This is a genomic window from Stenotrophomonas genospecies 3 (assembly GCF_054473855.1).
Genome location: NZ_JBTMUR010000007.1, coordinates 237966 through 264952, shown reverse-complemented (window position 1 = coordinate 264952; position 26987 = coordinate 237966). Strand labels below are relative to the sequence as shown.

25 protein-coding genes are annotated in these 26987 nt (G+C 67.6%); 14 read left to right on the top strand and 11 right to left on the bottom strand.

Translation table 11 applies throughout. The annotated features are described in order from the left end of the window. Window positions 1-115 precede the first annotated feature (115 nt). Entirely contained in the window at window positions 116-661 is a 546-nt protein-coding gene (locus tag ACX9OT_RS11835; RefSeq protein WP_004150340.1) for a GNAT family N-acetyltransferase, read from the bottom strand. 95 nt (window positions 662-756) lie between these two features. Further along, the gene (locus tag ACX9OT_RS11830; RefSeq protein ID WP_024958156.1) at window positions 757-1614 is read right to left on the bottom strand and encodes a 23S rRNA (adenine(2030)-N(6))-methyltransferase RlmJ; all 858 of its coding nucleotides are present in this window, start codon (window positions 1612-1614) and stop codon (window positions 757-759) included. 35 nt (window positions 1615-1649) lie between these two features. On the opposite strand from ACX9OT_RS11830, the gene creB reads away from it, so the two are divergent. From creB to ACX9OT_RS11795, 7 genes are all read left to right on the top strand, one after another. Then, window positions 1650-2375, top strand: a complete 726-nt coding sequence (creB, locus tag ACX9OT_RS11825) for a two-component system response regulator CreB (protein ID WP_107433386.1) — start codon at window positions 1650-1652, stop codon at window positions 2373-2375. Between the two features lie 3 nt (window positions 2376-2378). Then, window positions 2379-3839, top strand: coding sequence for a two-component system sensor histidine kinase CreC (gene creC, locus ACX9OT_RS11820; protein WP_459002207.1), 1461 nt, complete (start codon window positions 2379-2381; stop codon window positions 3837-3839). Window positions 3840-3920: 81 nt separating this feature from the next. Beyond that, window positions 3921-5240 carry a cell envelope integrity protein CreD gene (creD, locus tag ACX9OT_RS11815; protein WP_134952231.1) on the top strand — a complete coding sequence of 440 codons (1320 nt, stop codon included), beginning with the start codon at window positions 3921-3923 and terminating at the stop codon, window positions 5238-5240. A gap of 10 nt (window positions 5241-5250) precedes the next feature. After that, the gene (locus tag ACX9OT_RS11810; protein ID WP_189719856.1) at window positions 5251-5661 is read left to right on the top strand and encodes a hypothetical protein; all 411 of its coding nucleotides are present in this window, start codon (window positions 5251-5253) and stop codon (window positions 5659-5661) included. A 142-nt stretch (window positions 5662-5803) separates the two neighbouring features. Further along, entirely contained in the window at window positions 5804-7381 is a 1578-nt protein-coding gene (locus tag ACX9OT_RS11805) for a M20/M25/M40 family metallo-hydrolase (protein WP_049424552.1), read from the top strand. A 153-nt stretch (window positions 7382-7534) separates the two neighbouring features. Then, window positions 7535-8938 (top strand): glutamate--tRNA ligase, encoded by a 1404-nt coding sequence (gene gltX, locus ACX9OT_RS11800; RefSeq protein WP_049399599.1) that lies wholly within the window; start codon window positions 7535-7537, stop codon window positions 8936-8938. Window positions 8939-8972: 34 nt separating this feature from the next. Continuing rightward, on the top strand, window positions 8973-9464 hold the full coding sequence (locus tag ACX9OT_RS11795) for a Fur family transcriptional regulator (protein ID WP_004150412.1): 492 nt from the start codon (window positions 8973-8975) through the stop codon (window positions 9462-9464). Between the two features lie 32 nt (window positions 9465-9496). On the opposite strand, the gene ACX9OT_RS11790 is transcribed toward ACX9OT_RS11795, so the two are convergent. From ACX9OT_RS11790 to ACX9OT_RS11770, 5 genes are all read right to left on the bottom strand, one after another. Continuing rightward, a complete protein-coding gene (locus ACX9OT_RS11790) occupies window positions 9497-10150 on the bottom strand; it encodes a hypothetical protein (RefSeq protein ID WP_459002203.1) in 654 nt (217 codons plus the stop codon). 75 nt (window positions 10151-10225) lie between these two features. Further along, window positions 10226-11386, bottom strand: coding sequence for an HlyD family secretion protein (locus ACX9OT_RS11785; RefSeq protein ID WP_459002201.1), 1161 nt, complete (start codon window positions 11384-11386; stop codon window positions 10226-10228). A 10-nt stretch (window positions 11387-11396) separates the two neighbouring features. Next, the gene (locus ACX9OT_RS11780) at window positions 11397-13070 is read right to left on the bottom strand and encodes an MFS transporter (RefSeq protein ID WP_164079473.1); all 1674 of its coding nucleotides are present in this window, start codon (window positions 13068-13070) and stop codon (window positions 11397-11399) included. After that, window positions 13070-13636 (bottom strand): TetR/AcrR family transcriptional regulator, encoded by a 567-nt coding sequence (locus ACX9OT_RS11775; protein WP_459002199.1) that lies wholly within the window; start codon window positions 13634-13636, stop codon window positions 13070-13072. Before ACX9OT_RS11775 ends, ACX9OT_RS11780 begins: the two co-directional genes overlap by 1 nt. 229 nt (window positions 13637-13865) lie before the next feature. Continuing rightward, window positions 13866-16076, bottom strand: coding sequence for a TonB-dependent receptor (locus tag ACX9OT_RS11770; protein WP_329810577.1), 2211 nt, complete (start codon window positions 16074-16076; stop codon window positions 13866-13868). Window positions 16077-16211: 135 nt separating this feature from the next. Between ACX9OT_RS11770 and ACX9OT_RS11765 the strand changes: the two genes are divergently transcribed. Continuing rightward, the gene (locus ACX9OT_RS11765) at window positions 16212-16625 is read left to right on the top strand and encodes a MerC domain-containing protein (protein WP_008264835.1); all 414 of its coding nucleotides are present in this window, start codon (window positions 16212-16214) and stop codon (window positions 16623-16625) included. A 110-nt stretch (window positions 16626-16735) separates the two neighbouring features. Beyond that, window positions 16736-16915, top strand: coding sequence for a 30S ribosomal protein THX (locus tag ACX9OT_RS11760; protein ID WP_004150462.1), 180 nt, complete (start codon window positions 16736-16738; stop codon window positions 16913-16915). A 110-nt stretch (window positions 16916-17025) separates the two neighbouring features. Here ACX9OT_RS11760 and ACX9OT_RS11755 read toward each other — a convergent pair whose 3' ends face one another. The 3 genes from ACX9OT_RS11755 to ACX9OT_RS11745 all read right to left on the bottom strand — a co-directional run bounded on the left by ACX9OT_RS11755 (window position 17026) and on the right by ACX9OT_RS11745 (window position 20665). Further along, window positions 17026-18276, bottom strand: coding sequence for an alkaline phosphatase family protein (locus ACX9OT_RS11755; protein WP_125895774.1), 1251 nt, complete (start codon window positions 18274-18276; stop codon window positions 17026-17028). 422 nt (window positions 18277-18698) lie between these two features. Beyond that, window positions 18699-19190 carry a methylated-DNA--[protein]-cysteine S-methyltransferase gene (locus tag ACX9OT_RS11750; RefSeq protein ID WP_012510484.1) on the bottom strand — a complete coding sequence of 164 codons (492 nt, stop codon included), beginning with the start codon at window positions 19188-19190 and terminating at the stop codon, window positions 18699-18701. Further along, window positions 19187-20665, bottom strand: a complete 1479-nt coding sequence (locus ACX9OT_RS11745; protein WP_459002195.1) for an AlkA N-terminal domain-containing protein — start codon at window positions 20663-20665, stop codon at window positions 19187-19189. The genes ACX9OT_RS11750 and ACX9OT_RS11745 overlap by 4 nt, the downstream gene beginning before the upstream one ends. A 429-nt stretch (window positions 20666-21094) precedes the next feature. Here ACX9OT_RS11745 and ACX9OT_RS11740 point away from each other — a divergent pair, with 429 nt between their 5' ends. From ACX9OT_RS11740 to ubiM, 4 genes are all read left to right on the top strand, one after another. Next, a complete protein-coding gene (locus tag ACX9OT_RS11740; RefSeq protein WP_459002193.1) occupies window positions 21095-22258 on the top strand; it encodes a COG3904 family protein in 1164 nt (387 codons plus the stop codon). A 58-nt stretch (window positions 22259-22316) separates the two neighbouring features. Then, window positions 22317-22862: a DUF4019 domain-containing protein gene (locus tag ACX9OT_RS11735; RefSeq protein WP_032128358.1), complete on the top strand. Its 546-nt coding sequence runs from the start codon at window positions 22317-22319 to the stop codon at window positions 22860-22862. Between the two features lie 11 nt (window positions 22863-22873). Further along, window positions 22874-23263, top strand: coding sequence for an MAPEG family protein (locus ACX9OT_RS11730; protein ID WP_071228465.1), 390 nt, complete (start codon window positions 22874-22876; stop codon window positions 23261-23263). An 80-nt stretch (window positions 23264-23343) separates the two neighbouring features. After that, window positions 23344-24522: a 5-demethoxyubiquinol-8 5-hydroxylase UbiM gene (ubiM, locus tag ACX9OT_RS11725; protein ID WP_121503863.1), complete on the top strand. Its 1179-nt coding sequence runs from the start codon at window positions 23344-23346 to the stop codon at window positions 24520-24522. 25 nt (window positions 24523-24547) lie between these two features. Here ubiM and ACX9OT_RS11720 read toward each other — a convergent pair whose 3' ends face one another. Then, entirely contained in the window at window positions 24548-24769 is a 222-nt protein-coding gene (locus tag ACX9OT_RS11720) for an RNA-binding S4 domain-containing protein (protein ID WP_010486399.1), read from the bottom strand. 266 nt (window positions 24770-25035) lie between these two features. On the opposite strand from ACX9OT_RS11720, the gene ACX9OT_RS11715 reads away from it, so the two are divergent. Then, window positions 25036-26982: a DEAD/DEAH box helicase gene (locus ACX9OT_RS11715; protein ID WP_032128355.1), complete on the top strand. Its 1947-nt coding sequence runs from the start codon at window positions 25036-25038 to the stop codon at window positions 26980-26982. Window positions 26983-26987 lie beyond the last annotated feature (5 nt).

Genomic DNA, 26987 nt, shown 5'->3' with positions numbered 1-26987 from the left:
GGACTTCGATCCGGCCATGCTGAAGGTGGGTCAAGCCTGCTTCCAGCAGGCTTGACCACGAACATAGGATCTCGACTGTTGAAGCATGCGTCGCCGGGCACGCCCGGCGCATCCTTCAGTTGTCCAGCTCCAGCACCATCCGCACCAGGCCTTCGGCACCGGTCGGGTGCGGGACCGGCTTGAAGCCCAGCGAGGCGGCCAGCTGCTTCATCGGCTCGTTCTCGGCGGCAACGTCGCCGTACAGGCGGTCCAGGTACTTGCCGCGGCCCCACTTCACCAGCTTGCGCATCAGCTGCCGGCCGAGGCCCTGGCCTATCAGGAAGCGGCTGATCAGGATCGCGTACTCGGCTTCACGGGTACCGGGGATGATCGAGGCCCGGGCGACCGCGCCGACCACCGCTTCGCCAGCGGGCAGGGATTCGGCAGCGACCAGGGTGATCTCGGTCTTGGGATTCGGGTGGGTCAGGCGCTGGGTGGTTTCCGGCGACAGCTCGGTCACCGCCTGCAGGAAACGATCACGGATTTCTTCCGGCCCGAACAGGCTGAACGCCGCTTGCAGCGGCGCGCCATCTTCCGGGCGGATGGGGCGGATCAGCAGCTCGTGGCCGCTGGGAGCCTTGAAGATCTCATGCCAGGGCGGCATGCGGTTGCGAGTGGCCATACCGGGTGATTCCTTGGTGGTCCATCGATTGTGGCATCACCGGGGCTGCATTCCGTGAACGAAAGGCTCACGGCGGTACAGCCTCGTGAAGGCCGTTATTCGGGGGCTTTGAGCCAATCCAGGCGGGTGCTGGCCCCGGGTTCGCCCAGGTGCTGGCGCAGCGCCGGCAGGGCCGGGCCAACCACCCGGTCGAACTGCCAGGGCGGGTTGAGCAGCAGCATGCCGCTGCCGTTGAGGCGCAGCGGCGAGTCGTCCGGGCGCACCAGGAACTCGATCGTCATCGCCGACTTGACCGGCAGGGCGGTGGCCTTGCGCAGGAAGTGCAGGATGGTGCGGCGCTGCTTGATCGGGAACCAGACGGCACACGTGGCCTGCGGCCAGCGCGCCAGGGTTTCGGCCAGGGCGGCCAGAACGGCCTGGTATTCGGCGTCCTGGGCCTCGTAGGGCGGGTCGATCAGGACCAGGCCACGGCCGATCTTGCTGCCGTTGAACTTCGGCGGCAGCAGCGAACGCAGCAGCGCATAGCCATCGCCCGCCCGCACGTCGACACGGCTGTCATGGGCGAACAGAGCCTTCAGCGTGGCCGTTTCGGCTTCCTGCAGCTCACAGACCGCCATCCGGTCCTGCGCGCGCATCGCCTGCGCGCTCAGCAGCGGCGATCCCGGGTAGTTGGTCAGGGCGCCCACCGGATTATCGGCCTGCACCGCCTTCAGATAGCGCTCGACCACCTCGGGCAGCTTGGGCTGGGCCATCAGCCGCATGATCCCGGATTCAGCCTCGAGGGTCTTGCGGCTCTCTTCGCTGGCCAGCAGGTAGCGGCCGGCGCCGCCGTGGGTGTCGAGCACGAAGAACGGGCTGTCCTTGCGCTTGAAGCTGTCGATCAGGGCCAGCTGCACGATGTGCTTGAGCACATCGGCATGGTTGCCGGCATGGAAGGCGTGGCGATAGTTCATGGGCGGCAGTGTACGGGGCGGCGGCCGCAGCGGCTATGCTGCGCGCCATGACAGCTCCCGTTGCCCATGTCCTGGTGGTCGAGGACGAAGCCGCCATCGCCGAAACCGTGCTCTATGCGCTGCGCAGCGAAGGCTATGCCGCCAGCCATTGCCTGCTGGGCGGCGAGGCCCTGCAACGGCTGCAGGACGGAGATATCGACGTGGTGGTGCTGGACGTGGGCCTGCCGGACCTGGGCGGTTTCGAGGTCTGCCGGCGGCTGCGTGCGCAGGCCGGGCCGGCGGCGCAGCTGCCGGTGATCTTCCTGACCGCGCGCAACGACGAAGTGGACCGCGTGCTCGGCCTGGAACTGGGCGCCGACGACTACATGACCAAGCCGTTCTCGCCGCGCGAACTGGTGGCAAGGGTGCGTGCGCGCCTGCGCCGTGCGGCGCCGGTCGTCGCAGCGCCCAGCGCCGATGCGGGCTGGCAGGAGCATGGCGCGTTCGCCATTGACCGCGAGGGCCGGCGCATCCGCTTCCGCGGCCATGCGCTGGACCTGACCCGCTATGAGTACGCACTGCTGGAAGCGCTGCTGCAGCGCCCGGGTGCCATCCTCAGCCGCGCGCAGCTGATGGACCGGGGCTGGGACAGCAGTGCCGACAGTGCCGACCGCACCGTCGACACCCATGTAAAGACGTTGCGCGCCAAGCTGCGCGCGGCCGGTGCCAGCGACGACCCGATCCGCACCCACCGTGGCCTCGGCTACGCGCTGGAGGTCTAGCCGATGCGCCTGGTACTGAAGCTGTTCCTCGGCTTCTTCCTGATCACCGGCATCGCCGCGTTCTTCGTGATGCGCGTGTTCGTCAACGAGGTGAAGCCCGGTGTGCGCCAGGCGATGGAATCGACCCTGGTCGATGCGGCCAACGTGCTGGCCGAGATGGCCGCCGCCGACGTCAAGGACGGCACCATCCGCAGCGGCAGCTTCACCCGCAACCTGGCCAAGGCGCGGCAGCGCGACCTGAAGGCGATGGTCTGGCGTTTCCCCAAGCGCTCGCTGGATTACCGGGTGACCATCACCGACGCCAAGGGCATCGTCATCTACGATTCGCTGGGCCGTGATCTCGGCCGCGACAACTCGCGCTGGAATGATGTCTACCGCACCCTGCGCGGTGAGTACGGCGCACGTTCCAGCCCCGAGATTCCGGGCGAGGAAGGCGATACGGTGATGCATGTGGCAGCGCCGGTGTACGACCCGGCCGACGGCCGCACGCTGATCGGCGTGCTCAGCCTGGCCCAGCCGAACCGCAGCATCGATCCGTTCATCGCCGCCAGCCAGCGCGCCATCATCGAGCGCGGTGCGTGGCTGATCGGGTTGTCGGCGCTGGTCGGCGTGCTGGTGACGATGTGGCTGACCACCGGCCTCGGCCAGCTCAGCCGCTATGCACGCGCGGTCAGCGCGGGCGAACCGGTGCCACCACCACGGCGCCGTCGCGACGAGATCGGCGATCTCGGCCAGGCGCTGGAAACGATGCGCCGCAAGCTGGAGGGCAAGGCCTACGTCGAGCAGTACGTGCAGTCGCTGACGCACGAGATGAAGAGCCCGCTGGCGGCGATCCGCGGTGCCGCCGAGCTGCTGCAGGAGCCGCTGCCGGAAGCCGATCGCGTGCATTTCGCGCGCAGCATCGTCGACCAGCAGGAGCGGCTGACCGAGACCATCGACAAGCTGCTGGCGCTGGCCGAAGTGGAACAGCACGGCTGGCTGCAGACCCGCGATCCGATCGCGCTGCCGGCATTGCTGGCCGATGCGGCGGCCGCCGCGCAGGTGCGTGCGCAGGCGGCCGGCGTGCAGGTCCGCATCGGCAACGTGCCCGACCTGCGTGTGCAGGGCGACGGCTACCTGCTGCGGCAGGCACTGCACAACCTGATCGACAACGCGATTGCCTTCTCGCCAGCCGGCGCGGAGATCGCGCTGCAGGCCGAGGTGGACGGGCAGGGCGTGCGCCTGCAGGTGGCCGACCGTGGCGCCGGCATTCCCGACTACGCGCGTGAGCGGGTGTTCGAGCGCTTCTATTCGTTGGCCCGCCCCGGCAGCGGGCGGCGCAGCTCCGGCCTGGGCCTGCCGTTCGTGCAGGAGGTCGCGCGCCTGCATGATGGGCGCGCCAGCGTGGATATCCGCGAGGGCGGCGGCACCGTGGCCAGCCTGTGGCTGCCTTTGGGTGTGCCAGGCCAGCGCCCGCGCCGCTGACTTCACACTCGCTTCAAATTCGCCACAAACCCTGCTCACCGCGGCGGTCCATCCTGCAGCCCTCTCCAACGAGGATGGACCATGAAATCCCTGAAGATGCTGCTGCGGTTCGCCATTGTCGGCGGGCTGATCCTGCTGCTGCTGGTGCCGCTGACGATGATCCGCGGGGTCATCAACGAACGTAGCGCGTACCGCGACGAGGCCTTCTCACGGGTGGCCGACAGCCGCGCCGGTGCACAGCAGCTGGTGGGCCCGGTGCGGGTGGTGCCGTGGGTGGAACGCAAGCAGGTTGAACTGGTCGACCCGCTGGGCGTCAAGAAGACCGAGGTGCAGGTCACCGAGGGGCACTGGCTGCAGATGCCAGCGTCGCTGGAGGTGGGCGGCGAGATGCTGCCGAGCCAGCGTGAGGTCGGCCTGTTCAAGGTGCCGGTATACAGCTGGAACGGCCAGATGAAGGCGACGTTCGCTGCAGACGACTATCCGGTGAAGGCCGGCCGCAGCTACGGCCAGCCGTATGTGGCGGTGGGCATTTCCGATGTGCGTGGTCTGGTCGGTACGCCGAACCTGCGCGTGGATGGCAAGCAGCTGCGCCTGCTGCCGGGGGTTGGTGCGGCCAGCGAGGTGGGGCGAGGCCTGCATGCGCCGGTGGCCGGTTTTGCTGCGGAACAGGGCGGCACGCTGGCTGCCAGCACCGTCGAACTCGAGCTGCGCCTGGATGGCAGTCGCATGCTGTCGGTGGTGCCGGTGGGCGATGACACCAAGATCGCACTGCGTTCGAGCTGGCCGCATCCGTCGTTCAGCGGCGCCTTCCTGCCCAACGAACGTCGCGTCGACGCACAGGGCTTCGATGCGCGCTGGGCGGTGTCTTCGCTGGCCTCCGATGCACAGCGACAGCTGCGCAATGATGGTTCGGTCGAGTCGCAGGCGGTGACGGTGTCGCTGGTTGATCCGGTCGATGCCTACACCCAGGCCGACCGTGCCTCGAAATACGGCGTGCTGTTCGTGCTGCTCACCTTCGTCGGCTTCATCCTGTTCGAGCTGATCAGGTCACTGCGCATCCACCCGCTGCAGTACCTCATGGTGGGCCTGGCGCTGGCGATCTTCTTCCTGCTGCTGATCAGCCTGTCCGAGCACATCGCGTTCTGGAAGGCCTACCTGGTTTCGGCGGTGGCCTGTATCGGCCTGCAGGCGGTGTACCTGGCCAACGTGCTGGGCCACTGGAAGCGCGGCCTCGGCTTCGCTGCGCTGCTGACCGTGTTGTATGGCGCGCTGTATGGCCTGCTGGTGTCGGAGAACAACGCGCTGCTGATGGGTTCGCTGCTGCTGTTCGTGATCCTGGCGCTGGCGATGTGGGTGACCCGCCGGGTGGACTGGTACGCGCTTGGTGCGGAACTGAAGTAAGGAGTACGCCATGGGCTGGCGCCAGGGATTGCGGCAACGGGCACGGCAGGGGATTCCGGCCCTGCTGGAAGTGGATGCACTGCTGCAGGCACATGGCGTGCTGGCGGCCCTGCCGGGGGCACGGATCGCCCCCGGCCTGGTCCGCTTCCAGCTGGCGGCGGTGACCTGCGAGGGATTGCGGGGTCAGGGATTGCGCTGGCTGCAGGGCGCGCGGCAGGGACGCGGCGCGGTGGCAGGCCGGGTGCCGCGCTACCGGCCATGGAAGGCCGGGGCGGAGGCGCTGGCCGAGATCGGCATCGGCGGCCTGCCCGAGGACTGGCCTGCGCATGCGGCGGTGTACGGCTGCAGCAGCATCGACCGGCGGCACTGGTTGCTGCTGCTGCCGGAACGGGCGCAGTTGTGGCTGGGATGGAGTGGATGATTCGGTTGTTCATCCACGCCTGGTGTGGCTCTACTGTCGCTGTCCATGACCGATGGGACGGTATCGGCGCGCCCCTGCTGGCTAGACTCGATGGGTTGATGATCGAGCCGAAGGGCAGGGGTGCGATGTGTTGAAGTGGGGCATGCTGGCCGCAGCGCTGGCGATGGGTGGCAATGCAGGCGCGCAGCAGCGCGAGCCGGTGGACCTGGACATGGTCAGCCGCATCCGCCAGGAGGCCTTCCACCGTTCGCAGGTGATGGACACCTTCAGCTACCTCACCGAACGCATCGGCCCGCGACTGACCAACTCGCCGGCGATGGGCCGCGCCAATGCCTGGACCCGCGGCAAGTTCAACGAATGGAAGCTGGACAACGTCCACGACGAAGCCTTCGACGACTTCGGGCGCGGCTGGGAGTTCACCTCGGCCAGCGTGGAGATGCTGGGGGACCGTGTACAGCCGCTGCATGCACTGCCGAAGGCGTGGACGCCGGGCACCAAGGGACCGGTTGAAGGCGAACTGGTGCAGGTCGAGATCAAGAAGCCCGAGGACATCGAGAAGTACCGCGGCAAGCTGCGCGGCAAGATCCTGCTGCTGGGCGAGGCGCGCGAGTACAAGCGCGGCACCGAGGCGGATTCGCACCGCCACGACGCCACCTCGCTGGAGGGCCTGCAGGAGTTCACCCTGCCCAAGGACAAGGACGCCACCGCCGAGCGTGCGAAGCGGGTCAAGGAATACCAGGAACGCCAGCAGCTGGCGACCAGGGTCAATGCGTTCTTCGTGGAAGAAGGCGCGCTGGCCTCGATCAGCATCAGCAGCTGGGACAACGGCATCATCCGCGTTGCCGGCGGCGGCTCGCGCAAGGCCGGTGAGTCGGTGGGCATTCCCGAGCTGGCGATGATCAGCGAGCACTTCAATCCGCTGGTGCGCGCGCTGGAGGCCAAGCAGACCGTGCGCTTGCGCGTGGATGTGGCTGCGCGCTTCACCGACGAGGCCGACCAGCCCGGCTACAACACGCTGGCGGAGATCCGTGGCAGCAGCAGGCCCGATGAAGTGGTGATGATCGGCGCGCACCTGGATTCCTGGCACAGTGGTACCGGTGCGGCCGACAACGCGGCCGGCGTGGCGGTGATGATGGAAGCGATGCGCATCCTCAAGGCCACCGGCGCCAAGCCCAGGCGCACCATCCGCGTGGCGCTGTGGAGCGGCGAGGAACAGGGCCTGATCGGCTCGCAGGCCTATGTGGCCAAGCACTTCGGCCGTTTCCCGGAACCCACCGACCCGGCGCAGAAGGCGCTGCCGGCCTCGCTGCGCGAACCAACCGGCGCGCTGCAGAAGACCCGCGACTACGGCAAGTTCCAGGTCTACTTCAACATGGACAACGGCTCGGGCCGCTTCCGTGGCATCTATGCACAGGAAAACCTGGCGGCGATGCCGATCTTCGAAGCCTGGCTGGCCCCGTTCCATGACGTCGGCGCTACCACCGTGGCCACCCGCAACACCGGCAGCACCGACCACATCAGCTTCGACCGCATCGGCCTGCCGGGCTTCCAGTTCATCCAGGACCGGCTGGACTACTTCACCAATGTCCACCACAGCCACCTGGACACCTGGGACCACGCCGAACCGGAAGACCTGAAGCAGGCCGCGGCCATCGTCGCCTCGTTCGCCTACAACGCCGCAATGCGCGAGCAGTCCTTCCCGCGCAAGGTAGAACCGTAAAAGGGGACGGAGGGGATTAAGTCGTTTCTCCCCTCCGTTTCCGGGTTGCAGGCCCAGCGGCTGGGCAATCGCGACTTAATCCCCTCCGTCCCCTTTTTCCGTCGGGGGCGGCGGGCTGGTAAAATCGGGGGATTCCCGTTCCTCGAGCCGTCCATGACCTGCCGCACCCGCTTCGCCCCCAGCCCCACCGGTTACCTGCACATCGGCGGTGCCCGCACCGCGCTGTACTGCTGGCTGGAGGCCCGCCACCGTGGCGGCGAGTTCGTGCTGCGCATCGAGGACACCGACCGTGAACGCAGCACCCAGGGCGCGATCGACGCGATCCTGGAGGCGATGGAGTGGCTGGGCCTGGACTATGACGAAGGCCCGATCTACCAGACCGACCGTGTCGCCCGTTACCTGGAAGTGGCCGAGCAGCTGGTGGCCGACGGCAAGGCCTACTACGCCTATGAGACCCGCGAAGAGCTGGACGCGATGCGCGAGGCCGCCATGGCCAGGCAGGAAAAGCCGCGCTACAACGGCGCTGCACGCGAACTGGGCCTGCCGCGCAAGGACGACCCGAACCGCGTCATCCGCTTCAAGAACCCGCTGGAAGGCACGGTGGTGTTCGACGACCTGATCAAGGGCCGCATCGAGATCGCCAACAGCGAGCTGGATGACATGGTCATCTTCCGCCCGGACGGCTACCCCACCTACAACTTCGCGGTGGTGGTGGACGACTGGGACATGGGCATCACCGAGGTCATCCGCGGCGACGACCACATCAACAACACCCCGCGCCAGATCAACCTGTACGAAGGCATCGGCGCGCCGGTGCCGAAGTTCGGCCACATGCCGATGATCCTCGACGAGCAGGGCGCCAAGCTGTCCAAGCGCACCGGCGCGGCCGACGTGATGCAGTACAAGGACGCCGGCTACCTGCCCGATGCGCTGCTGAGCTACCTGGCCCGCCTGGGCTGGTCGCACGGTGACCAGGAGCTGTTCAGCCGCCAGGAGCTGATCGACCTGTTCGACGTGAAGGACTGCAACTCCAAGGCCTCGCGCCTGGACATGGCCAAGCTGGGCTGGGTCAACCAGCACTTCCTGAAGACCGAGGACGTGGCCGCGATCGTGCCGCACCTGGTCTACCAGCTGCAGAAGCTGGGCCTGGACGTGGCCGCCGGCCCCGCCCCGGAGGATGTGGTGATCGCCCTGCGTGAACGCGTGCAGACCCTGAAGGAAATGGCCGAGAAGGCCGTGGTCTGGTACCAGCCGCTGACCGAGTACGACGAAGCGGCGGTGGCCAAGCACTTCAAGGCCGGTGCCGAAGTGGCGCTGGGCAAGGCCCGCGAGCTGCTGGCCGCCCTGCCGGAATGGACCGCCGAGTCGGTGGGCGTCGCCCTGCACGACGCGGCCGCCGCGCTGGAGATCGGCATGGGCAAGGTCGCCCAGCCGCTGCGCGTGGCCATCACCGGCACCCAGGTCAGTCCTGACATTTCCCATACCGTGTACCTGGCCGGCCGCGAGCAGGCCTTGAAACGCATTGATGTGGCCATCACCAAGGTAGCAACGGCCTGAGGCATCCTTGCCAGGCCCGAACCGGAGAACACGCATGCCCGCCAAGACCGCCACTGCCTGCACCGCCCCGCACCACCACGTCCACGACGCATCGGATTTCGTGGCGGTGGTCGAGCGCGTCTCGCGCGAACGCGGGCTGCGCCTGACCCCGATCCGCGCCAACGTGCTGAAGCTGATCGCCGAGGCCGGCAAGCCGGTCAAGGCCTACGAGCTGCTGGAATGGGTGCGCAACGGCAAGGGCGTGGGCGCTGATGCCCCGCCCACCGTGTACCGTGCGCTGGACTTCCTGATGGCCAATGGCTTCGTGCACAAGCTGGAATCGGTCAATGCCTTCGTGGCCTGCCACCATCCCAGCAGTGCCGCGCACTCGGTGCCGTTCCTGATCTGCAACAGCTGCCACAGCGCGGTGGAGCTGGAAGACCGCGAGATCGTCACCCAGCTGGAGAAGCGTGCCAAGGAGCTGGGCTTCCAGCCGCAGGCGCAGACCCTGGAAGTGCACGGCCTCTGCGCGCGCTGCGCGGGCTGAGTCGCGGCGCGTACCCGGACTGGGCCGCTCGCTCAGTGCCGGGCGGCGTGCTCTTTCAGACGCTTCAGGACGCTGCGCTGTGCGTCGACCAGTACAGGGTCGTCCACCCGCAACTGCTCGACCCAGGCGAGCGCTGGTACCGGGTCGGCATGGCGCACGAAATACAGTGCCTGCGCCAGGAAATGCACATTGGGCACCCTGGCGTCCCAGATGAGCTTGGCGATACGCAGCATCGACGCCTGCATGCCGGGTGTAACCTCAACGCCGGTCTTCCCTGAAAGCGCGGTATTGAGGCAGTAAAGCGCCTGGCAGGGCAGATCACGCGGTGTGCCCGCACGCGACCAGTCAGCGCGTTCGGCAAAGTCCAGCAGGACGGCAATGGCTGCGGGGCCACCCACATCGGCCAGTGTGCCGAGCGCGAACACTGCCAGCTGGGGGTCACCCAGCATATCGCGCAGGCCTTCAACGCCCTGGCGTCCCCAGGCGGTACAGGCCTTGGCCCAGCCGCCGAACGGTACGACCCGGCTACCATCGCCCAGCAGGCCATCATCCGGCCAACCGTGCAGTATCCGCAGCCGCTCAATCTCCTCGCCACCTTCGGCGCCGTGCTCCTGCACGAAGGCGATCAGATCTTCCGCTTCCAGCATGTCCTTGGCCGCCCGCTTGGCCAGTGTCGTGAATTTCATCGTCTTCCAGCGATCCTGATACAGATCCGCAACGGTAGCGGATCAATGGGGTGAAGGCAGTCAGCAGCCTGCACCCTAGTCCATCGGCTTGGACCGCGTATCCACCCGCACGATCACTGACATGCCGGGCCGCAGCTGCTCTGCCAGCTTCTGACCTTCATTGATCGATATCCGCACCGGTAGCCGCTGCACCACCTTGGTGAAGTTGCCGCTGGCATTGTCCGGGCGCAGCACGCTGAATTCCGACCCGGTGGCTGGGGCGATCTCCTGCACGCGGCCGCGCAGCACCTGGCCCTGGAACGCGTCCACCGAGAACGTGGCCGGCTGGCCGATCGCCATGCCCCAGGTCTGGCCTTCCTTGTAGTTGGCCACCACCCACAGCGTGTCAGGTACCAGGAACAGCAGCTGCGAACCGGCGGCGACGTACTGGCCCACGCGCACGCTGGCTTCGCTGATCTGGCCGTCGCGCGGTGCGTGGATCACCGTGTTGGCCAGGTCGATGCGCGCCAGCTCCAGCTGCGCCTGCGCGCTTTCCACCTGGGCCTCCAGGCTCTTGCGCGCCACCTGGGTCGAGACCAGCGTTTCCTCGGCGATGCGGATCTGCGCCTGCGACTGCTGCACGCTGGCCTGTGCCGAGGCCTGGGTGGTGCGGAACTTGTCGCGGTCGTTGACCGACACCAGTTGCTGCGCAGCCAGTTCCTCGTAGCGTTTCAATTCATTGCGCGAACGCTGCAGCTCGGCCTGGCCGGCCGACAGCGTGGCGTGCGCCGAAGCGATCTGCGCACGATTCTGTGCCTGCGATTGGTCCGAGTTGGCCAGTGCCGCACGTGCGCTGTCCAGCGTTGCCTGCGCCTGGGCGACACGCTGCGTGTAGATGCGGTCATCGATGCGCAGCAGCGGCTCGCCCTCCCTCACGTGCTGGAAGTCCTTCACCAGCACCTCGGTCACGTAGCCGTTCACCTGTGGCGCCATCACCGTGATCTGCCCGCGCACATAGGCGTTGTCGGTCACCATCACGCTGCTGGTGAACGGCCACAGGTGCCAGGCGCGCAGGATCAGCGCGATGCCCAGCAAGGCCACCACCACCATCACCACCACGCTGCGCGCGCTGGGCTTGAGGTACTTCGGCGCGGCAGCCGGTGTCGCGGGCGTGGGCGCAGGCGCCGCATCGGTCGGCGGCGGTGGAGTGACGTTGTCGGCGTCGATGTCGTCGGGGCGGGGCGGGACGGGAGGCATGGAGGAGGACTCAGCGGGGCGCGGCCGGCGTGACCGCAGCGGGGGAAGTGGGGTGGCGCTTGCGCCATTGCTTGAGCACGGCGGTGCGCAGCGACAGCAGCAGCAACCAGCCCAGGAAGCCGATCGCCAGCCAACCGCTCAGCGTGAACACATCATTGAAGCCACGCACGTTGGCTTCGCGGCGCGTGGTCTGCGCCAGCTGCGCGCTGCCCTGCGCGCTGCGCAGCACCGGGTCGGTGATCTGTGCGCTGTACAGCTGCTGCTGGAGGCGCAGGCGTTGTGCCACCACCGGGTCGGCCGGGTCGAGCTGGCTGGTCAATGCACTGGAGTACAGCTGCTCGCGGTGCAGCTGGAAGGTACCCAGCACCGCCGAACCGGCCAGGCCGCCCAGCGTCTGTGTGATCGACAGCGTCACCAGGAAGGTGATCATGTGGTCCACACCCTGCTTCAGCGCCGCGGAAATGCCGAGCATGATCAACGGGCCCATGAACATGCCGGCACCGACCGAGGCCAGGAACTGGCTGACATAGAAATCGTGCGGTCGATCCATGCTGGTGCGGTGCTGATCGAAGAAGGCGGCAGCGCCGAGCAGCAGGATCGCCATCAGCAGCTGCGCGATCAGCCGCTTCGGGCCGAAGGTCAGCGAGGCACCGGCGATGCCGGTGACCACGCCCGCGAGGATCACTACGAACAGCGGGCGCATCTGGTCCGGGCCCATGCCCAGCGTGCGCATCAGGTTGACCACGCCATAGGACTGTTCGGTGGTCAGGAAGCGGATCAGGAACGCGCCGACGATGAAGTGCAGCACCGGCAACTTCGACAGCCAGCGGATCTGCAGCAGCGGATTGCGCCGGTAGTGTTCGATGATGAAGGCAGTGGTGGAGAGCACGATCGAGGCGACCAGCGCCCAGCCCAGCCATGGTGTGTTGAGCCACCAGCGGGTGTAGCCCTGCGCCAGTACGATCACCAGCAGGGCAACGGCGGGGGCGAGCAGGGCGAAGGTGAGGAAGTCCAGCGGCTCGAAGGCTTTCACCTGGATGCCGGGCGGCAGCTTCAGCACCACCACTGCCGCGAACGCGCACAGGGCCAGCCCGGCTTCAAACGAGTAGAGCTGGTGCCACTGGCCGGTATCGACCAGGCCCGGCGAGACGATCCAGGCGATCGGCACCGCCAGCTGCGAGAGGCCCACGCCAACCACCAGCAGATTGCCGGTGAACCGTCGTGGCAGCGCCTGCAGCATGTACAGCGTGCCCAGTGTCGAACAGGCGGCGCCAGCGAAGCCGCTGGCGGCACGGGTCAGCATCGTGGTCTCGAAGCTGCCAACGAACAGGTGCAGCACCGCCAGTGCTGCGTACAGGCCCAGGCCGATCTCGGCGAACAGGCGGATGCCGTACTGCTGGCGGAACTTGAAGGCCAGCAGGTTGGCCGTGACGTTGACCATTGCATAGGCCGCCACCAGCCAGCTGCCCTGGGTCGGCGTCAGTGCCAGCTGGCCCTGCAGGAAGGGCAGGTTGGCGGTGACCAGTGCATTGCCAAGACCGCCGGTAATCGCCACCAGCAGCGACACCAGTGCATAGGCCACGCGTCGATACGGTGGGTGCCAGGGCATCGACGCCGAACCGGGCATGGTCGGCTTCTCGTGCTCCTCCCAATCCGGAACCGGCTTCAGATACGGCTGGACCATCAGCGGGCCTCGCTGGTTGCTCGCTGGAGACCCCCGCGCAGCAGCTGCAGGGCACGCCCGGCCAGGTGGGCGCGCTCGTCGCGGGTCTTGCCGCGCAGGGCTGCGCCCAGCATGCCCGAGATCAGTGAAATGTCCGTCTTCTCCAGGTCGGCACGGCACAGTCCGGCGGCCTTGGCACGGGCGATCGGTGCTTCCAGCAGATCGCGCACGGTCTCGCGCGCGGTGCGCATGGCTGGCACGTCCGAATCCACCGCGCGCCAGTAATCGGCCAGTGCCGGCGAATCGATGATGCGCTGGGCCATGCCTTCGAACACCTCGAACAGGGCATCGTCGCGGTCGCCGAGCTGCTCGACCTGGCGCCGGATACGGTCGACCGTACGTTGCAGCAGTGCCTGGATCAGCGCGGTGCGGTCGGGGAAGTTGCGGTACAGGGTGGCGCGGCCCACCTGGGCGCGTTCGACCACCAGGTCCAGCGGGGCGGTGACACCGTGTTGGCCGAACACATGATCGGCGGCGTCGAGGATGAGGGCACGGCGGGCAGCAGCATCGGCACGTTGGGCAGTCATGGAGTTATTTTCGGACAAAAGTGTCCGATTGGCGAGACTTTGAGTGACGGGATTGTCCGCTTGTTGTGGTACGCACATCTTTGTGACGAATGCGTGATGGATGCTGCACAAAGAGATGGGGGCCAGAAGGCCCCCATCGGATCTGCTTGCATTGGATCCACGCCATGCGTGGGCTAAGGCTGGGGTCAGAACCCATTCCTCTGGAATGGGATCCGACTCCACTACGCGATCAGAAGAACGCGCGGATGCCGAATGCGACACCACGGCCCGGCAGCGGCGAGTAATCACGCAGCAGCGAGGTATGCGGACGCACTTCGCGGTTGGTCAGGTTGCTGCCATCCAGGAACACTTCGTAGCTGTTGCTCGCGTTGCGATCCCAGCGGTAGGCCAGATGCGCGTCGACCAGGGTGTAGCCGTCGCTCGGCGCTTCGTTCTGGGCGACATCCTTCTGGCGGCTGTAGCGGACCGCACCGACCGAGGCGCGCCAGCCGTCCTTCGACCAGCGCAGGTCGGCGCCGACGCGGGCCGGGGCGATGCGCGGCAGGTAGCCGGTGTTGGCCAGCTCCACGCTGTAGTTGTGGTTGTGGTCGCCATGCGGCACGGCGATGTCGAGGTTGCGGCTGCCGTTGCCATCCAGCTTGGCCTTCACGTAGTCGCCGAACACGCGCAGGTCCCAATCACCGGCGCCGCCTTCGAACAGGTGCACCAGCGCTTCGGCTTCGGCACCGCGGAACACCGCATCCTGCTGCGTCCAAGCGCGGACCGGCAGGCCCTCGGTGACGCCGGTGTCGGCCAGGTAGATGAAGTCCTTGAACCTGGTCTGGTAGACCGACGCGGAGAAGTCCAGGCGTTCGCTGTGGGTGTGGATACCCAGTTCCACGCGCTGGCCGCGCTCGGTCTTCAGGTTGGCGTCGCCGATTTCCAGCGAGCGGGTGGCGATGTGTGCGCCGGCGGCATACAGCTCTTCGTTGGTCGGTGCACGCTCGGAGCTGTCCACGCCGATGCGCAGGTCGACGGTGTCGTTGAGCTTCCAGATGCCGGCCGCAGACAGGTTGGTGGCGCCGAAGGTGCGGCGGCGATAGTCGCCGGTCGGGTCCAGCTTGACCTGGTCGTGGCGGCCGCCCAGTTCCAGCTTGAACGGGCCGAACTGCTTTTCCTGCAGTACGAACAGTCCGATGTTCTTGGTGCCGGTATCCGGAACGAACGCCTCTTCGCCCTTGGCACCGAAATCACTGTTGCCGAACTGCAGGCCGAACGCGCCGTCCCAGCCGCCGATCTGCTGCTGCACCGCTTCCAGGCGCGCCTCGATGCCACGGTTGGTAAAGCGGGTGGACGGCGTGCCGGCTTCCAGCTCCACGTGTTCGTAGTCGGTGTAGGCCACGCGTGCATTGATGTTCTTCAGGAACGAGACCGGGTTGTAGATGCCGGCCTTGGTCTCGAAGCGGTTCTGCACCATGTCGATGCGCACGTCATGCTCGTCGCCGCCTTCCTCTTCATCGCCATGGTCGTGGCCGTGGTCATGGCCATGATCATCGCCATCGGCATGCACGTGCGCGCCATTGGGAATGCCGTAGTTGGTGCGGTAGGTGCTGGCTGACAGACCGAAGTAGCCGCCGTCGCCCAGCCACGTTGCGCCGACGCCGCCGGCGCGGGTACGGATCGAACTGTTGTCCAGGCGGCCGCGGCGCGGTTCCTCGCCCTCGGCTGCATCGTGATCATGGTCGTGATCGTGGTCATGGTGGTCTTCAAGACTGTCGATCACCGCGTAGCCGGGAATGCGGTAGTCGTCGCCATTGCGCACCAGACCATCCACGTGCAGCACGACATTGCCGCTGACACCATCGAGGCGGAACATGCCGCTGCGTTCGTTGTTCACCGAGTTGCCGCGCAGTTCGGCACGGCCGCTGAGCGGGCGCTCCGGCAGCTCGCGCGCGATGCGGCCATCGACCACATTGACCGCGCCACCGATGGCGCCGCTGCCGAACAGCAGCGTGGCCGGGCCCTTCAGTACTTCAATCTGGTCGGCCAGGAACGGCTCGATGCTGGTGGCATGGTCGGCACTGACGGTGGAGGCATCCATGTTGCCCATGCCATTGGACAGCACGGCCACGCGAGGGCCTTCCTGGCCGCGGATGATCGGGCGGCCGACGCCAGGGCCGAAGAAGGTGCTCTGCACGCCGGGCAGTTTGGCCACGGTATCGCCGAGGGTGCCGGCCTTCTGCTCGTCCAGGCGCTCACCGGCCAGCACGTCCACCGGGCGCGCCAGCGATTCGGCATCGCCCTGCAGCGGCGACGCGGTGACCTGCACCGACGACAGTTCAGTCAGGTGGCGGTCACGATGGGAATCGTCTTCGCTGGCGGCGAAGGCAGCGGTCGGAAGCAGGGCGGTCAGGGCCAGGGCGAGGGAATGCGGCTTCAACCGCGGGGTACGGGCGGGCATCGGTGGGTCCTTTGTTACACTGTATCAATCGCTGGGCGCACGAATCCCGTCAGCGGGACAGGGGGAGGGAAACCGTGCGGGTCGGGGAGGGATGTTATATTATTCCATAACGATTCGCCGACCCTGCTGGAAGTCATGTCCCTGTCCTCACGCCTGCGCCACCTGCTCGACCGTTTCGGCGCCACTGGTTCGATGCTGTGCGCGGTGCACTGCGCGGTGATCCCCGTGCTGCTGGCCGCGGCGCCGTCGCTGGGCCTGTCGTTCTGGCTGAGCGATGGGGTGGAACAGGCGCTGGTGGTGTTCGTGACCCTGCTCGGATTGTTCAGCCTGGTCTGGGGCTACCGCCGGCACGGTGCGCTGCGTGCGCTGGGCTTCCTGATTCCCGGCCTGGTCGCGTTGTGGGCCGGCGTGCTGTACGACCCGCTGCACCACAATGCGGTGCCACACGCGGTGGTGATGACCATCGGCGGCCTGCTGGTGGGGGTCGCCCATCTGGTCAACCTGCGCCTCAACCACGGTCACGTGCACGACGCCAGCTGCGCGCACTAGGCGCTCCGTGATAGGATTTTCGATCGTGCGCGGGGGCGCCCAGCAAGGCGGCCCCGCCGAACCCGTGTCAGTACGGGGTAACCAGATTTCACATTTGAGGAGTTGAAGACATGGGTAAGGGTGACCGCAAGACCGCCAAGGGCAAGCGCTACAACGCCAGCTACGGCAACGCCCGTTCGCACACCGCGAGCAAGGTCGCCGTAGGCGCCGCTGCTCCGGTTGCCAAGAAGACCGTGGCCAAGGCTCCGGCGAAGAAGGCTGTGGCGAAGAAGGCCGTCGCCAAGGCCTGATCCGGCCTGGACCGGTTCAACGAAAAACGCGGCGCCTGGCGCCGCGTTTTTTTGTGCTCGTCGTTCCGCTTGCTGCGTTCGCCGGGCCATGCCCGGCGGAAGACGTACGATCAGCGCAGGGTTTTCTTCAGCGTTTCCGGATTGCCGTCGTTCGGTGCGGCCGGCACCTGCAGCAGGTGCGCCAGCAGCGGGTAGACGTCGACATTGTCGAAGCCATCGATCACCAGGCCCTGGCGGAACGACGGGCCGCTGGCCACGAATACCGCGCGCATGGAGGGCAGGGCATTGTCGTAGCCATGCGAGCCACGATCCTGATGGTCTCGCTTGGCGATCTTCTCCTGGTGCAGGGCATCCCAGCCTTCATCCATCATGCAGACAATGGCGGGAATGCGCGGGTGGGTGCCGTAGTGCAGGCGCGGCGGCAGGTTCTCTTTCTTCCAGCACTCGTAGTGCGCGTGACGACCGAGCAGGGCGCGCTCGGCTGCGGCTTCGTGACCGGCCAACGGCGCAAAACCCACCGACTGGCCCTGGCTGACGTTGCGAGCGATGGCCGGGGCGGCCATTGATTCGGTGGAGATCACCTGGCCGACCGGGACGCTGGCCATGCCATGGTCGGAGACCACGATCACGTTGGTGGTCGCGGCCAGGCCGCGCTGCTGCAGTCCATCGAGCACCTGGCCGACGATCTGGTCGGCGCGCACGATGGCGTCGGCGTACTGCTTCGATTCGGGGCCGTAGTTGTGGCCGGCCTTGTCCACGTGCTCCATGTACAGCGTGGTCAGGCGGGGGGCGTCGGCATCGGTCTGTGCAAGCCAGTCCAGCACGGTGCCCGCGCGTTGTTCCAGCGGTTCCTTGCCGTCGTACACGCGCCATTGGCTTGGGCGCACACCGCGGATTTCCGATTCACTGCCCGGCCACGAGGTGGTGGCCGAACGCACCCCGGCGTTCTCGGCGCCGACCCAGATCGGTTCGCCGCCCCACCAGCCGCTGGTGGTGACCGCCTCACGGTTGCTCAGCTCGAACCGCCCTAGGGCTTCATCGTCCATGCTGTTGTTGACGATGCCGTGGTGGTCCGGGCGCAGGCCGGTGACGATGGTGTAGTGGTTGGGGAAGGTCAGCGACGGATAGGACGGGGTCATCCAGCGTGCACGCACGCCGCCGTCGATCAGGCGCTGCAGGTTCGGGGTCAGGCCGCGGTCCAGCGCATCGGCGCGCAGTCCGTCGATCGAGATCAGCAGCAGCTTCGGCGGCGCAGCCGCAGCGACAGCGGTGGGAGCGGAGGCGGAAGGGGCGGGCGCGGTGGTGCAGGCGGCCAATGGCAGCAGCAGCGCCAGCGCGCAGGTCAGGCGTACGGAAGTCATCCGCCCATGATAAGCCGGTGCAATGACGCGCCCAAGACACGCTGCGCCGAAGGGCGCAGCGTGTCCGCGCATTTTTCCTTATCCCCGCGCCTGTCGGCGCGCCCCCTTCAACAAGAAGGGGGCTTTTCTCCAGACATGTTCCCGATGCTTCCATCCACGCATGGCGTGGATCTACCGTGTCGACCAAGGTCGACACCTACCAGCAGCCGCGTAGTGCGCCGTCCCGACAGATCGCAGGAACCTGTCGAAGGCGGGGTGGGTCCGGTTGCAGGGGCGTGAGCGCCATGGATGGCGCGACCGAGCTTACAGGGACGTACTTGCAGCGTCCCCTGCAACCGGACCCACCCTGCCTCCGCGCAGGAAGCCCGCTGTTGCTGTTGCTCTAGCCTCTGCGGGTGCCGGGCGCAGCCCGGCCAGCCCTCTCAGGCGAACAGCGGGGCCTGGCGTTGTTCCAGTCGCAGCAGTGCGGCCTTGGTTTCCAGGCCGCCACCGAAGCCGGTCAGCGCGCCGTTGCTGCCGATCACTCGATGGCAGGGCAGGATGATCGGCAGCGGATTGCGCCCATTGGCAGCGCCGACGGCGCGGGTCGCACTGGGCTGGCCCAGGTGCTGCGCCAGCTGCAGGTAGCTCCAGGTCTGGCCGAACGGGATCAACGCCAGCGCCTGCCACACGCGCAGCTGGAACGGCGTGCCGCGTGGCGCAAGCTCCAGGTCAAAGCTGCTGCGTTCACCGTGCAGGAACTGCAGCAGCTGCTCGCGCGCTTCCGGCAGCGCATCCGGCGCGTAGTGCCAGTCGTCGCGGCCGCGTGCCGGGTGGCGGTTTTCCGGGAACAGCACGTGGGACAGGCCACGCTCGTCACCGGCGATGGTCAGCACGCCGATCGGGCTGTCGAAACGGTCGAACAACAAGGTCATGTCGGTTCTCCAACGAAAGTGCCGGACAGGTGCCACAGGTGCAGCACGGCATAGGCACGCCAGGGGCGCCACGGTTGCGAGCGCGCTTCGGTCGCGCGTTCGCTCAGGCGTTGGCCCTGCGCATGGCCGAGCACCTGCTGCAGTACCAGGTCACCGGCCGGGAAGGCATCGGGCTGGCCGAGCCCGCGCAAGGCGATGTACTGCGCGGTCCACGGACCGATGCCGGGTAGTGCCACGCAGCGGGAAACGAACTCTTCCAGCGCCTGGCCCGGGCCGAAGTCGAGCGCGCCACTGGCACAGGCGGCGGCAAGCGCACGCACGGTGGCGGCGCGGCTGCGCGGCAGGCCGATTGATTCCAGCGGCGCTTCGGCCAGCAGCTCGGGGGCCGGGAACTGGCGATCGAATTCCGATGGCATGCCCGGCAGGTGCGCGCCATAGGCATCCACCAGCCGCCGCGCGAAGGTCGTGGCCGCAGCGACGCTGACCTGTTGGCCGAGCACCGCGCGCACGCCCACTTCGAAGCCATCCCAGCCGCCCGGGACGCGCAGTCCGGGACGTTCGGCAATGCCGCGCGCCAGCAGCGGCTCTTCGCCGAGCGCGGCGTGGACCTGCTGCAGGTCGGCATCCAGATCGAACACGCGACGCACGCGGCGCACGATGTCCGGAATCAGGCGCGGATCGACCGCGCCCAGCTGCAGGCGCAGTTCCGGGCGCTTCGGGTCGGCGGTGACGCGCAGCAGGGTGGGGCGCTCCGGCGTGCCGAGCACGCGCTGGTAGCTGTCTTCGCCGATCAGCTCGATGCCGGGCAGGCTGCGCTTGCGCAGGAAGGCCAGCATGCGTGGGAAATCCAACGGCGGGCGGTACGCCAGGCGCAGTACCAGGCAGCCGTCATCGGCGGCCAGCGGCTGGTGCTGGCGACGCAGTGCTGTCGGTGCCATGCCGCAGCCCTGCAGGAAGGCCGTATTGAAACGGCGCAGGCTGTTGTAGCCGGCGGCCAGCGCGACGTCGGTCACCGGCAGCGTGGTCTCGGTCAGCAGCTGCTTGGCCAGCAGCAGCCGATGGGTGGCGTGGATCTGCCCTGGCGTTGCGCCCAGATGTTCGACGAACAGGCGCTGCAGCTGGCGCGCGCTGAGTCCGATCTTCTCTGCGAGGTCGGCTACCGGCTGTTCCTGCAGGAAGCCACCATGGATCAGGGCCAGTGCGCGCTGCACGGTCTGCCCGGCCAGTGCCTGCTGCGCCTGCGGTGCCAGCTCGGGGCGGCAGCGCAGGCACGGGCGGTAACCGGCTGCCGCAGCAGCGGCCGCAGTCGGGTAGTAAGCGATGTTGCGCGGCTTCGGCGGCGGTGCCGGGCACACGGGGCGGCAATAGATGCCGGTGCTGCGCACGGCGGTGAAGAACACGCCGTCGAAGCGTGCGTCGCGGGCCAGGCGGGCGCGGTCGCAGGCGGCGGTGTCGAGGGCGAGGGCGGTGTCCATGGCGCCAGTCTAGGCGTGTGCGGGCGGGGATACTCGCCGGATTCGGACATGGATGTTGGAGGGGGTTCTGGCAGGGCTTGCAGCCCTGCACCCGCAACGTCAACGTCAACGTCTCAATCAAAAGCTGGCAGTCCGTGGGATGGCGGGGCGGTGTGGGCTGGCAGGACACGCCGTAAACCCGTCCATGGGGGCTCGATGGCGCCATCCATGGCGCCAACGGTCCTGTCAGCCCACACCGCCCCACCTCTGACAGTTTGTCGCTGCAGTTGGTGGGTGCCGACCGTTGGTCGGCACGCTTTTGCTGTTGGTGGGTGTCGACCTTGGTCGACACACTCTCCCAAGGGTCAGAAGGGGTTCAGTGCCACGCGCTGAATGCGCGGCCTGGGCGGGTAGACTGTGGCTCTTGCTCCCATGAATCCCGGTTGCCCGATGTCCGCCAAATTCCGCTGGTTGCCCCTGTTGTGCCTGGCCCTGGCGGGCTGCAGTCAGTTGGAGAATCCGGGCAATGTGACCGCTGCCGACAAGGCGGCGCGGGCGCCGGCAAGTGATGGCGAGAACATGGTGTCGATCAATGCGGCTGACGCACCGCCACCGCCGGCGCCGCCGCGCAGCCGGGCGGATCGGCCTTGGCCGCAGGCGCAGTTGGAGAATGGCCGCGCCTGGGTCAGCTGCAGCACCGAGTATGCCGGTGATGCGGGCGATGGCGTCGAGCTGGAGGGCCTGCAGCGCGAGCAGATTTCCCAGGCCCTGGCGCCGTGTGCCGAGCGTGGCCTGATGCGTGTGCGTTACGCCGGCAAGATCAATCCGGGCTTCGCCGAAATGATGTGGCGACTTGCCGTGGTCGCCGATGAACAGAAGATCCACAAGCGCATCCTCGATCTGGACTCCAGCGGCGGCCAGGTGGAATCGGCGATCGTCGCCGGTGACAGCATCGGTGAATCGGGCTGGACCATCTGGGTGCGCGAGGGCTCGATCTGCCACAGCGCCTGCGTGTTCGTGCTGGCCGCCGGTGACAACCGGCTGCTGTCGGGCAAGGTCGGCATCCACCGCATGATGCGCATCAGTTCCAAGGCCACCTCGCGCGCCGAGCTCAACCGCGAGCTGCACGAGGTCTACGACAACGTGAAGGACTACCTGCAGCGCAACGGCGTGGCGGTGGGCGTGGCCGATCTGATGATGACGGTGCCCAACCGCAGCCTGCGCCTGCTGACGCCGGACGAACTACGCCAGTACGGTCTGGATGGCACCAACGCGGTGCAGGACGATCTGGAACGGATCAAGCAGATGCGCGCCTGCGGCGATGACTTCGTGCAGCGCAAGGATGCGTTCCTGATCGCCTTCGACCAGCAGTGCAAGCACGAAGGCGCCGACATGGAATCGATCAACAGCTGCGGCCAGGCGTTGAAGCAGCGCTTCGGCTTCCCCGATGCGGTGTGCCCGGAAGAAAGCCCGCTGTCGGAGATCGATGTGGCAACGCTGCCGCCTGCGCCTTCGGAGCCGCCGCCGGTGGCCGAACAGGCGCCAGCAGACGCCGGCACGCCTGCCGCGCAGGCCGATGCCGCAGCGGTGGAAGGCAGCGCCCACGCGCGCTGACGAACAGCTCACCGCGCTGGCGTAGACTGCGGTTCTTTCCCGAGAACCGGCGGTGTCCATGAAGCGCGTGCTCCTGCTGCTGTCCCTGCTGCCCTTGACCGCATTGGCGCAGGCACCCGCGCCGGCCACGCCTGCACCGGCACCCGCGCGCCCCGCACCGGCATCGCCGGCGGCTGCGAAACCGGCCACGGCCGGCGCTCCGGCGTTGACTGCCGCGCAGCAGGCGCAGGTGCAGAAGCAGGATGCGGAAATGGGCGCGGCCGCAGTGAAGGCGGCGCAGCTGGTCGATGCCAACCGCGCAGGCGAGTTGTGGGATGGCGCTTCGGCCGTCGCGCGCCGTGCAGTACCGAAGGCCGCCTTCGTCAGCCAGTTGACTGCCGAGCGCACGCGCCTGGGCGCGCTGGCCGGGCGTGGCCAGCCGACCATCACCCGGGTCAAGTACAGCGCCGGTGCCGCGGTGCCGGAGGGGCTGTACATCAACGTCAGCTTCCCGACCCGTTTCGCCAACAGCGCGCAGCCGGTACGCGAGCTCGTCTCGTTCCGTTTCGACGAGGACCAGGTGTGGCGCCTGGCCGGTTACAGCCTGCGTGCGTCGGCACCCTGAGGAGATGATCGATGGCAACTGAACTGACGATGCTGGCCTGGTCGGTGCTGCTGGGCTTTGTCTACATCTTCGCTACCTCCACCGTGGTCACCCGCGAGCGCGGGATGAAGTGGAATGCCTCGGCGCGTGATGGCGAAGCCGGGCCACTCAGCCCGCTGGCCGGGCGCCTGCAGCGTGCGCAGGCCAACTTCCTGGAGACGTTCCCGTTCTTCGCTGCCGCCGCCATCGCAGTGGTCGTGGCCGGGCGCGGCAACGACACCACGGCGCTGGCGGCGCAGGCCTACTTCTGGGCGCGCGTGGTCTACCTGCCGCTGTATGCCGCGGGCGTGCCCTACGTGCGCAGCCTGGTCTGGGCAGTGTCGCTGCTGTCGATCCTGGCGCTGGTGTTCGCGTTGTTGTGATCCCGGCCTGATCCAGATCAAGGCCGGTCAGGTGCGCGGCGCTATGCTGGCGCGGACTGAATCAACGGCAGGAGGCGCGCATGCGCAGGATGGACGTGGTGGTGGTCGGCGCCGGACCGGCGGGGCTGTGTTTCGCGCGTGCGCTGGCCGGTAGCGGCCTGCAGGTCGGGCTGGTCGAAGTTCAACCGCGCCAGGCCCTTGCCGAGGCCGCCTTCGATGGCCGTGAGATCGCGCTGACCCATGCCTCGCGGCAGAGCATGGAGCAGCTGGGGCTGTGGCAGCGCCTGCCGCAGGCCGAAGTCGCTGAACTGCGCGATGCCAAGGTGATGAACGGCGGCTCGCCGTTCGCGCTGACCTTCGCCAGCAGCCAGGTGGACGGTCAGCCGCTGGGTTGGCTGGTGCCCAACCATCTGATCCGCCGCGCTGCATGGGATGCCGTGCAGGGGCAGGACGGCCTGGAGCTGTTCGACGGGCGCAAGGTGCTGGGCGTGCAGGCCGATGCGCAGGGCCACGTGGTCAAACTCGATGACGGCAGCCAACTTCATGCGCGCCTGCTGGTCGCCGCTGACAGCCGCTTCTCCGCAACCCGCCGCATGCTCGGCATCGGCGCGCAGATGCGCGACTTCGGCAAGTCGATGCTGGTGTGCCGCATGCAGGTCGAGCGCGACCATCACCACACTGCCTGGGAATGGTTCGGCTACGGCCGCACGATGGCGCTGCTGCCACTCAACGAGGGCCAGGCATCAGCAGTGATCACGCTGCCACCGCGGCAGATTGAAGAACTGCTGGCGATGGACGAGGTGGCCTTCGGTGAGGCCATCGGTGCCTGCTTCGAACACCGTCTTGGCCGCATGCAGCCAGTGGCCACGCCGCAGGCGTATCCGCTGGTGGGTGTGTACGCGCACCGTTTCGTCGGCGAGCGTTCGGCGTTGATCGGCGATGCCGCGGTGGGCATGCATCCGGTCACCGCACATGGCTTCAATCTGGGCCTGGCCAGCGCGCAGCGGCTGGCGCAGGGCATCGTCGCGCAGCAGCGCCGCGGTGCCGACATCGCTGCCGCCGGCATGCTGGCCAGCTACCAGCGTGGTCACCGGCTGGCGTCGCGGCCGCTGTACGAGGCCACCAATGCGATCGCCAGCCTGTACACCGACGATCGCCGCCCGGCGCGGCTGCTGCGGGCGGCCGGCCTGCGCCTGGCGCAGGGCGTGGCACCGTTCAGGCAGCTGATCGCCTCGCACCTGACCCAGCGCGTGGCCTGAACCGGTTCAGATCAGCCCGTTCAGATCAGCCGGCGGCCAGCACCCGGATCTGGCTGTCGGCGAACTCGACCACCTGGCCTGCGCGGATCTTGCAGGCCTTGCGCAGTTCGACTTCGCCGTCGACCCGCACCTGGCCATCGCCGATGACCATCTTGGCCTCGCCGCCGCTGGTGACCAGGTCGGCCAGCTTGAGCAGCTGCTTGAGTTCGACGTAGTCACCGTCGAGGTCGAATTCGAGAATCTGCATGGAGCGGGGTTCCTGGGGAAGGGCGCAGCCAGCGGCCGGGCCGGTGAAGAGGGCGCGTATTGTGCGCCAGCTTGGGGCATGACGGTACGCGCACGGCAAGCTGTACGCCTTGTTCAGGATCAATGCGGTATGATTCCGCTCTGAGCGAGTGAAATCTCCTCCAACCGAGCAGCGCCAGGGCACGCGATAAGAAGGGCGCCCAAAGCGCGGACCATCACCTTTTTTATCGCACTGCCAGGAAGACGGCAGTGTCTTCGGAGTTCCCCATGTCCCAAGATTCCCAAGCGCCGCTGCAGTTCGCGCAGCTCGGCCTGTCCGAGCCCGTGATGCAGGCGGTCACCGCCATCGGCTACGAAACCCCGTCGCCGATCCAGGCCGCCACCATCCCGGCGATGCTGGAAGGCCGCGACGTGCTGGGCCAGGCCCAGACCGGCACCGGCAAGACCGCAGCGTTCGCGCTGCCGGTACTGTCCAACATCGATCTGCAGCAGATCAAGCCGCAGGCCCTGATCCTGGCGCCGACCCGCGAACTGGCCATCCAGGTTGCCGAGGCGTTCCAGTCCTATTCGTCGAAGATCCCGGGCTTCCGCGTGCTGCCGGTGTACGGCGGCCAGCCGTACGGCCAGCAGCTGTCGGCCCTGCGCCGCGGCGTGCACATCGTGGTCGGTACCCCCGGCCGCGTGATCGACCACCTGGACCGCAGCACCCTGGACCTGTCAGAGCTGAAGACGCTGGTGCTGGACGAAGCCGATGAAATGCTGCGCATGGGCTTCATCGACGACGTCGAAGCCGTGCTGAAGAAGCTGCCGGAGCAGCGCCAGGTGGCCCTGTTCTCGGCCACCATGCCGCCGCAGATCCGCCGCATCGCGCAGACCTACCTGCAGGACCCGGTGGAAGTGACCATCGCGGCCAAGACCACCACCTCGGCCAACATCCGCCAGCGTTACTGGTGGGTGAGCGGCATGCACAAGCTGGACGCGCTGACCCGCATCCTGGAAGTCGAGCCGTTCGACGCGATGATCATCTTCGCGCGCACCAAGGCCGGCACCGAGGAACTGGCCAGCAAGCTGCAGGCCCGTGGCCTGGCCGCTGCCGCCATCAACGGTGACATGCAGCAGGCCCAGCGTGAGCGCACCATCGCCATGCTGAAGGAAGGTAAGCTGGACATCCTGGTCGCCACCGACGTGGCTGCCCGCGGCCTGGACGTGGAGCGCATCAGCCACGTGCTGAACTACGACATCCCGTACGATACCGAAAGCTACGTGCACCGCATCGGCCGTACCGGTCGTGCCGGCCGCAGCGGCGAGGCGATCCTGTTCGCCACCCCGCGCGAGAAGGGCATGCTGCGCCAGATCGAGCGCGCCACCCGCCAGCCGATCGAAGAGATGCAGCTGCCGAGCGTGGAAGCGGTCAACGACACCCGCATCAACAAGTTCACCTCGCGCATCAGCGAAACCCTCGGCGCCGGTGGCCTGGACTTCTACCGCCAGCTGCTGGAGCGTTTCGAGAACGAGCAGAACGTGCCGGCCATCGAAGTGGCTGCCGCGCTGGCCAAGATGCTGCAGGGTGACACCCCGTTCCTGCTGCAGCCGCCGGTGCGTGCCCCGCGTGAAGAGCGCGCACCGCGCGAACGCTTCGACCGTGGTGACCGTCCGGAACGTGGCGATCGCTTCGACCGCAACGAGCGTGGTCCGCGCTTCGAGCGTGGCCCGCGCCGCGACGACGCCGAAGGTGGCTTCGAGCAGCGTCCGCGCCGTGAGGTTCCGCCGCGTGGTGCGCCGGAGCAGGGCATGGAGACCTACCGCATTTCGGTCGGCCACCAGCACGGCGTGAAGCCGGCCAACATCGTTGGCGCCATTGCCAACGAAGCCGGTCTGGAAAGCCGCTTCATCGGCCGCATCGACATCCACGACGACTTCTCGCTGCTGGACCTGCCGGCACAGATGCCGCCGGACGTGCTGTCGCACCTGCAGAAGGTGTGGGTGTCCGGCCAGCAGCTGCAGATGCGTGCGCTGGCTCCGGGTGAAGACACCAACCCGGCCCCGCGTCCGTTCAAGCCGCGCTTCGACAAGCGTGGTCCGGGCGGCCCGGGTGGCCCGCGTCGCGGTGGCCCGGGCGGTCCGGGTGGCCACGGTGGCGACCGCGGCGGTGACCGCGACAGCCGCCCGCCGCGTCGTGACGGCTTCAAGCCGCGCGGCCCGCGCAGCTTCTAAGCCGC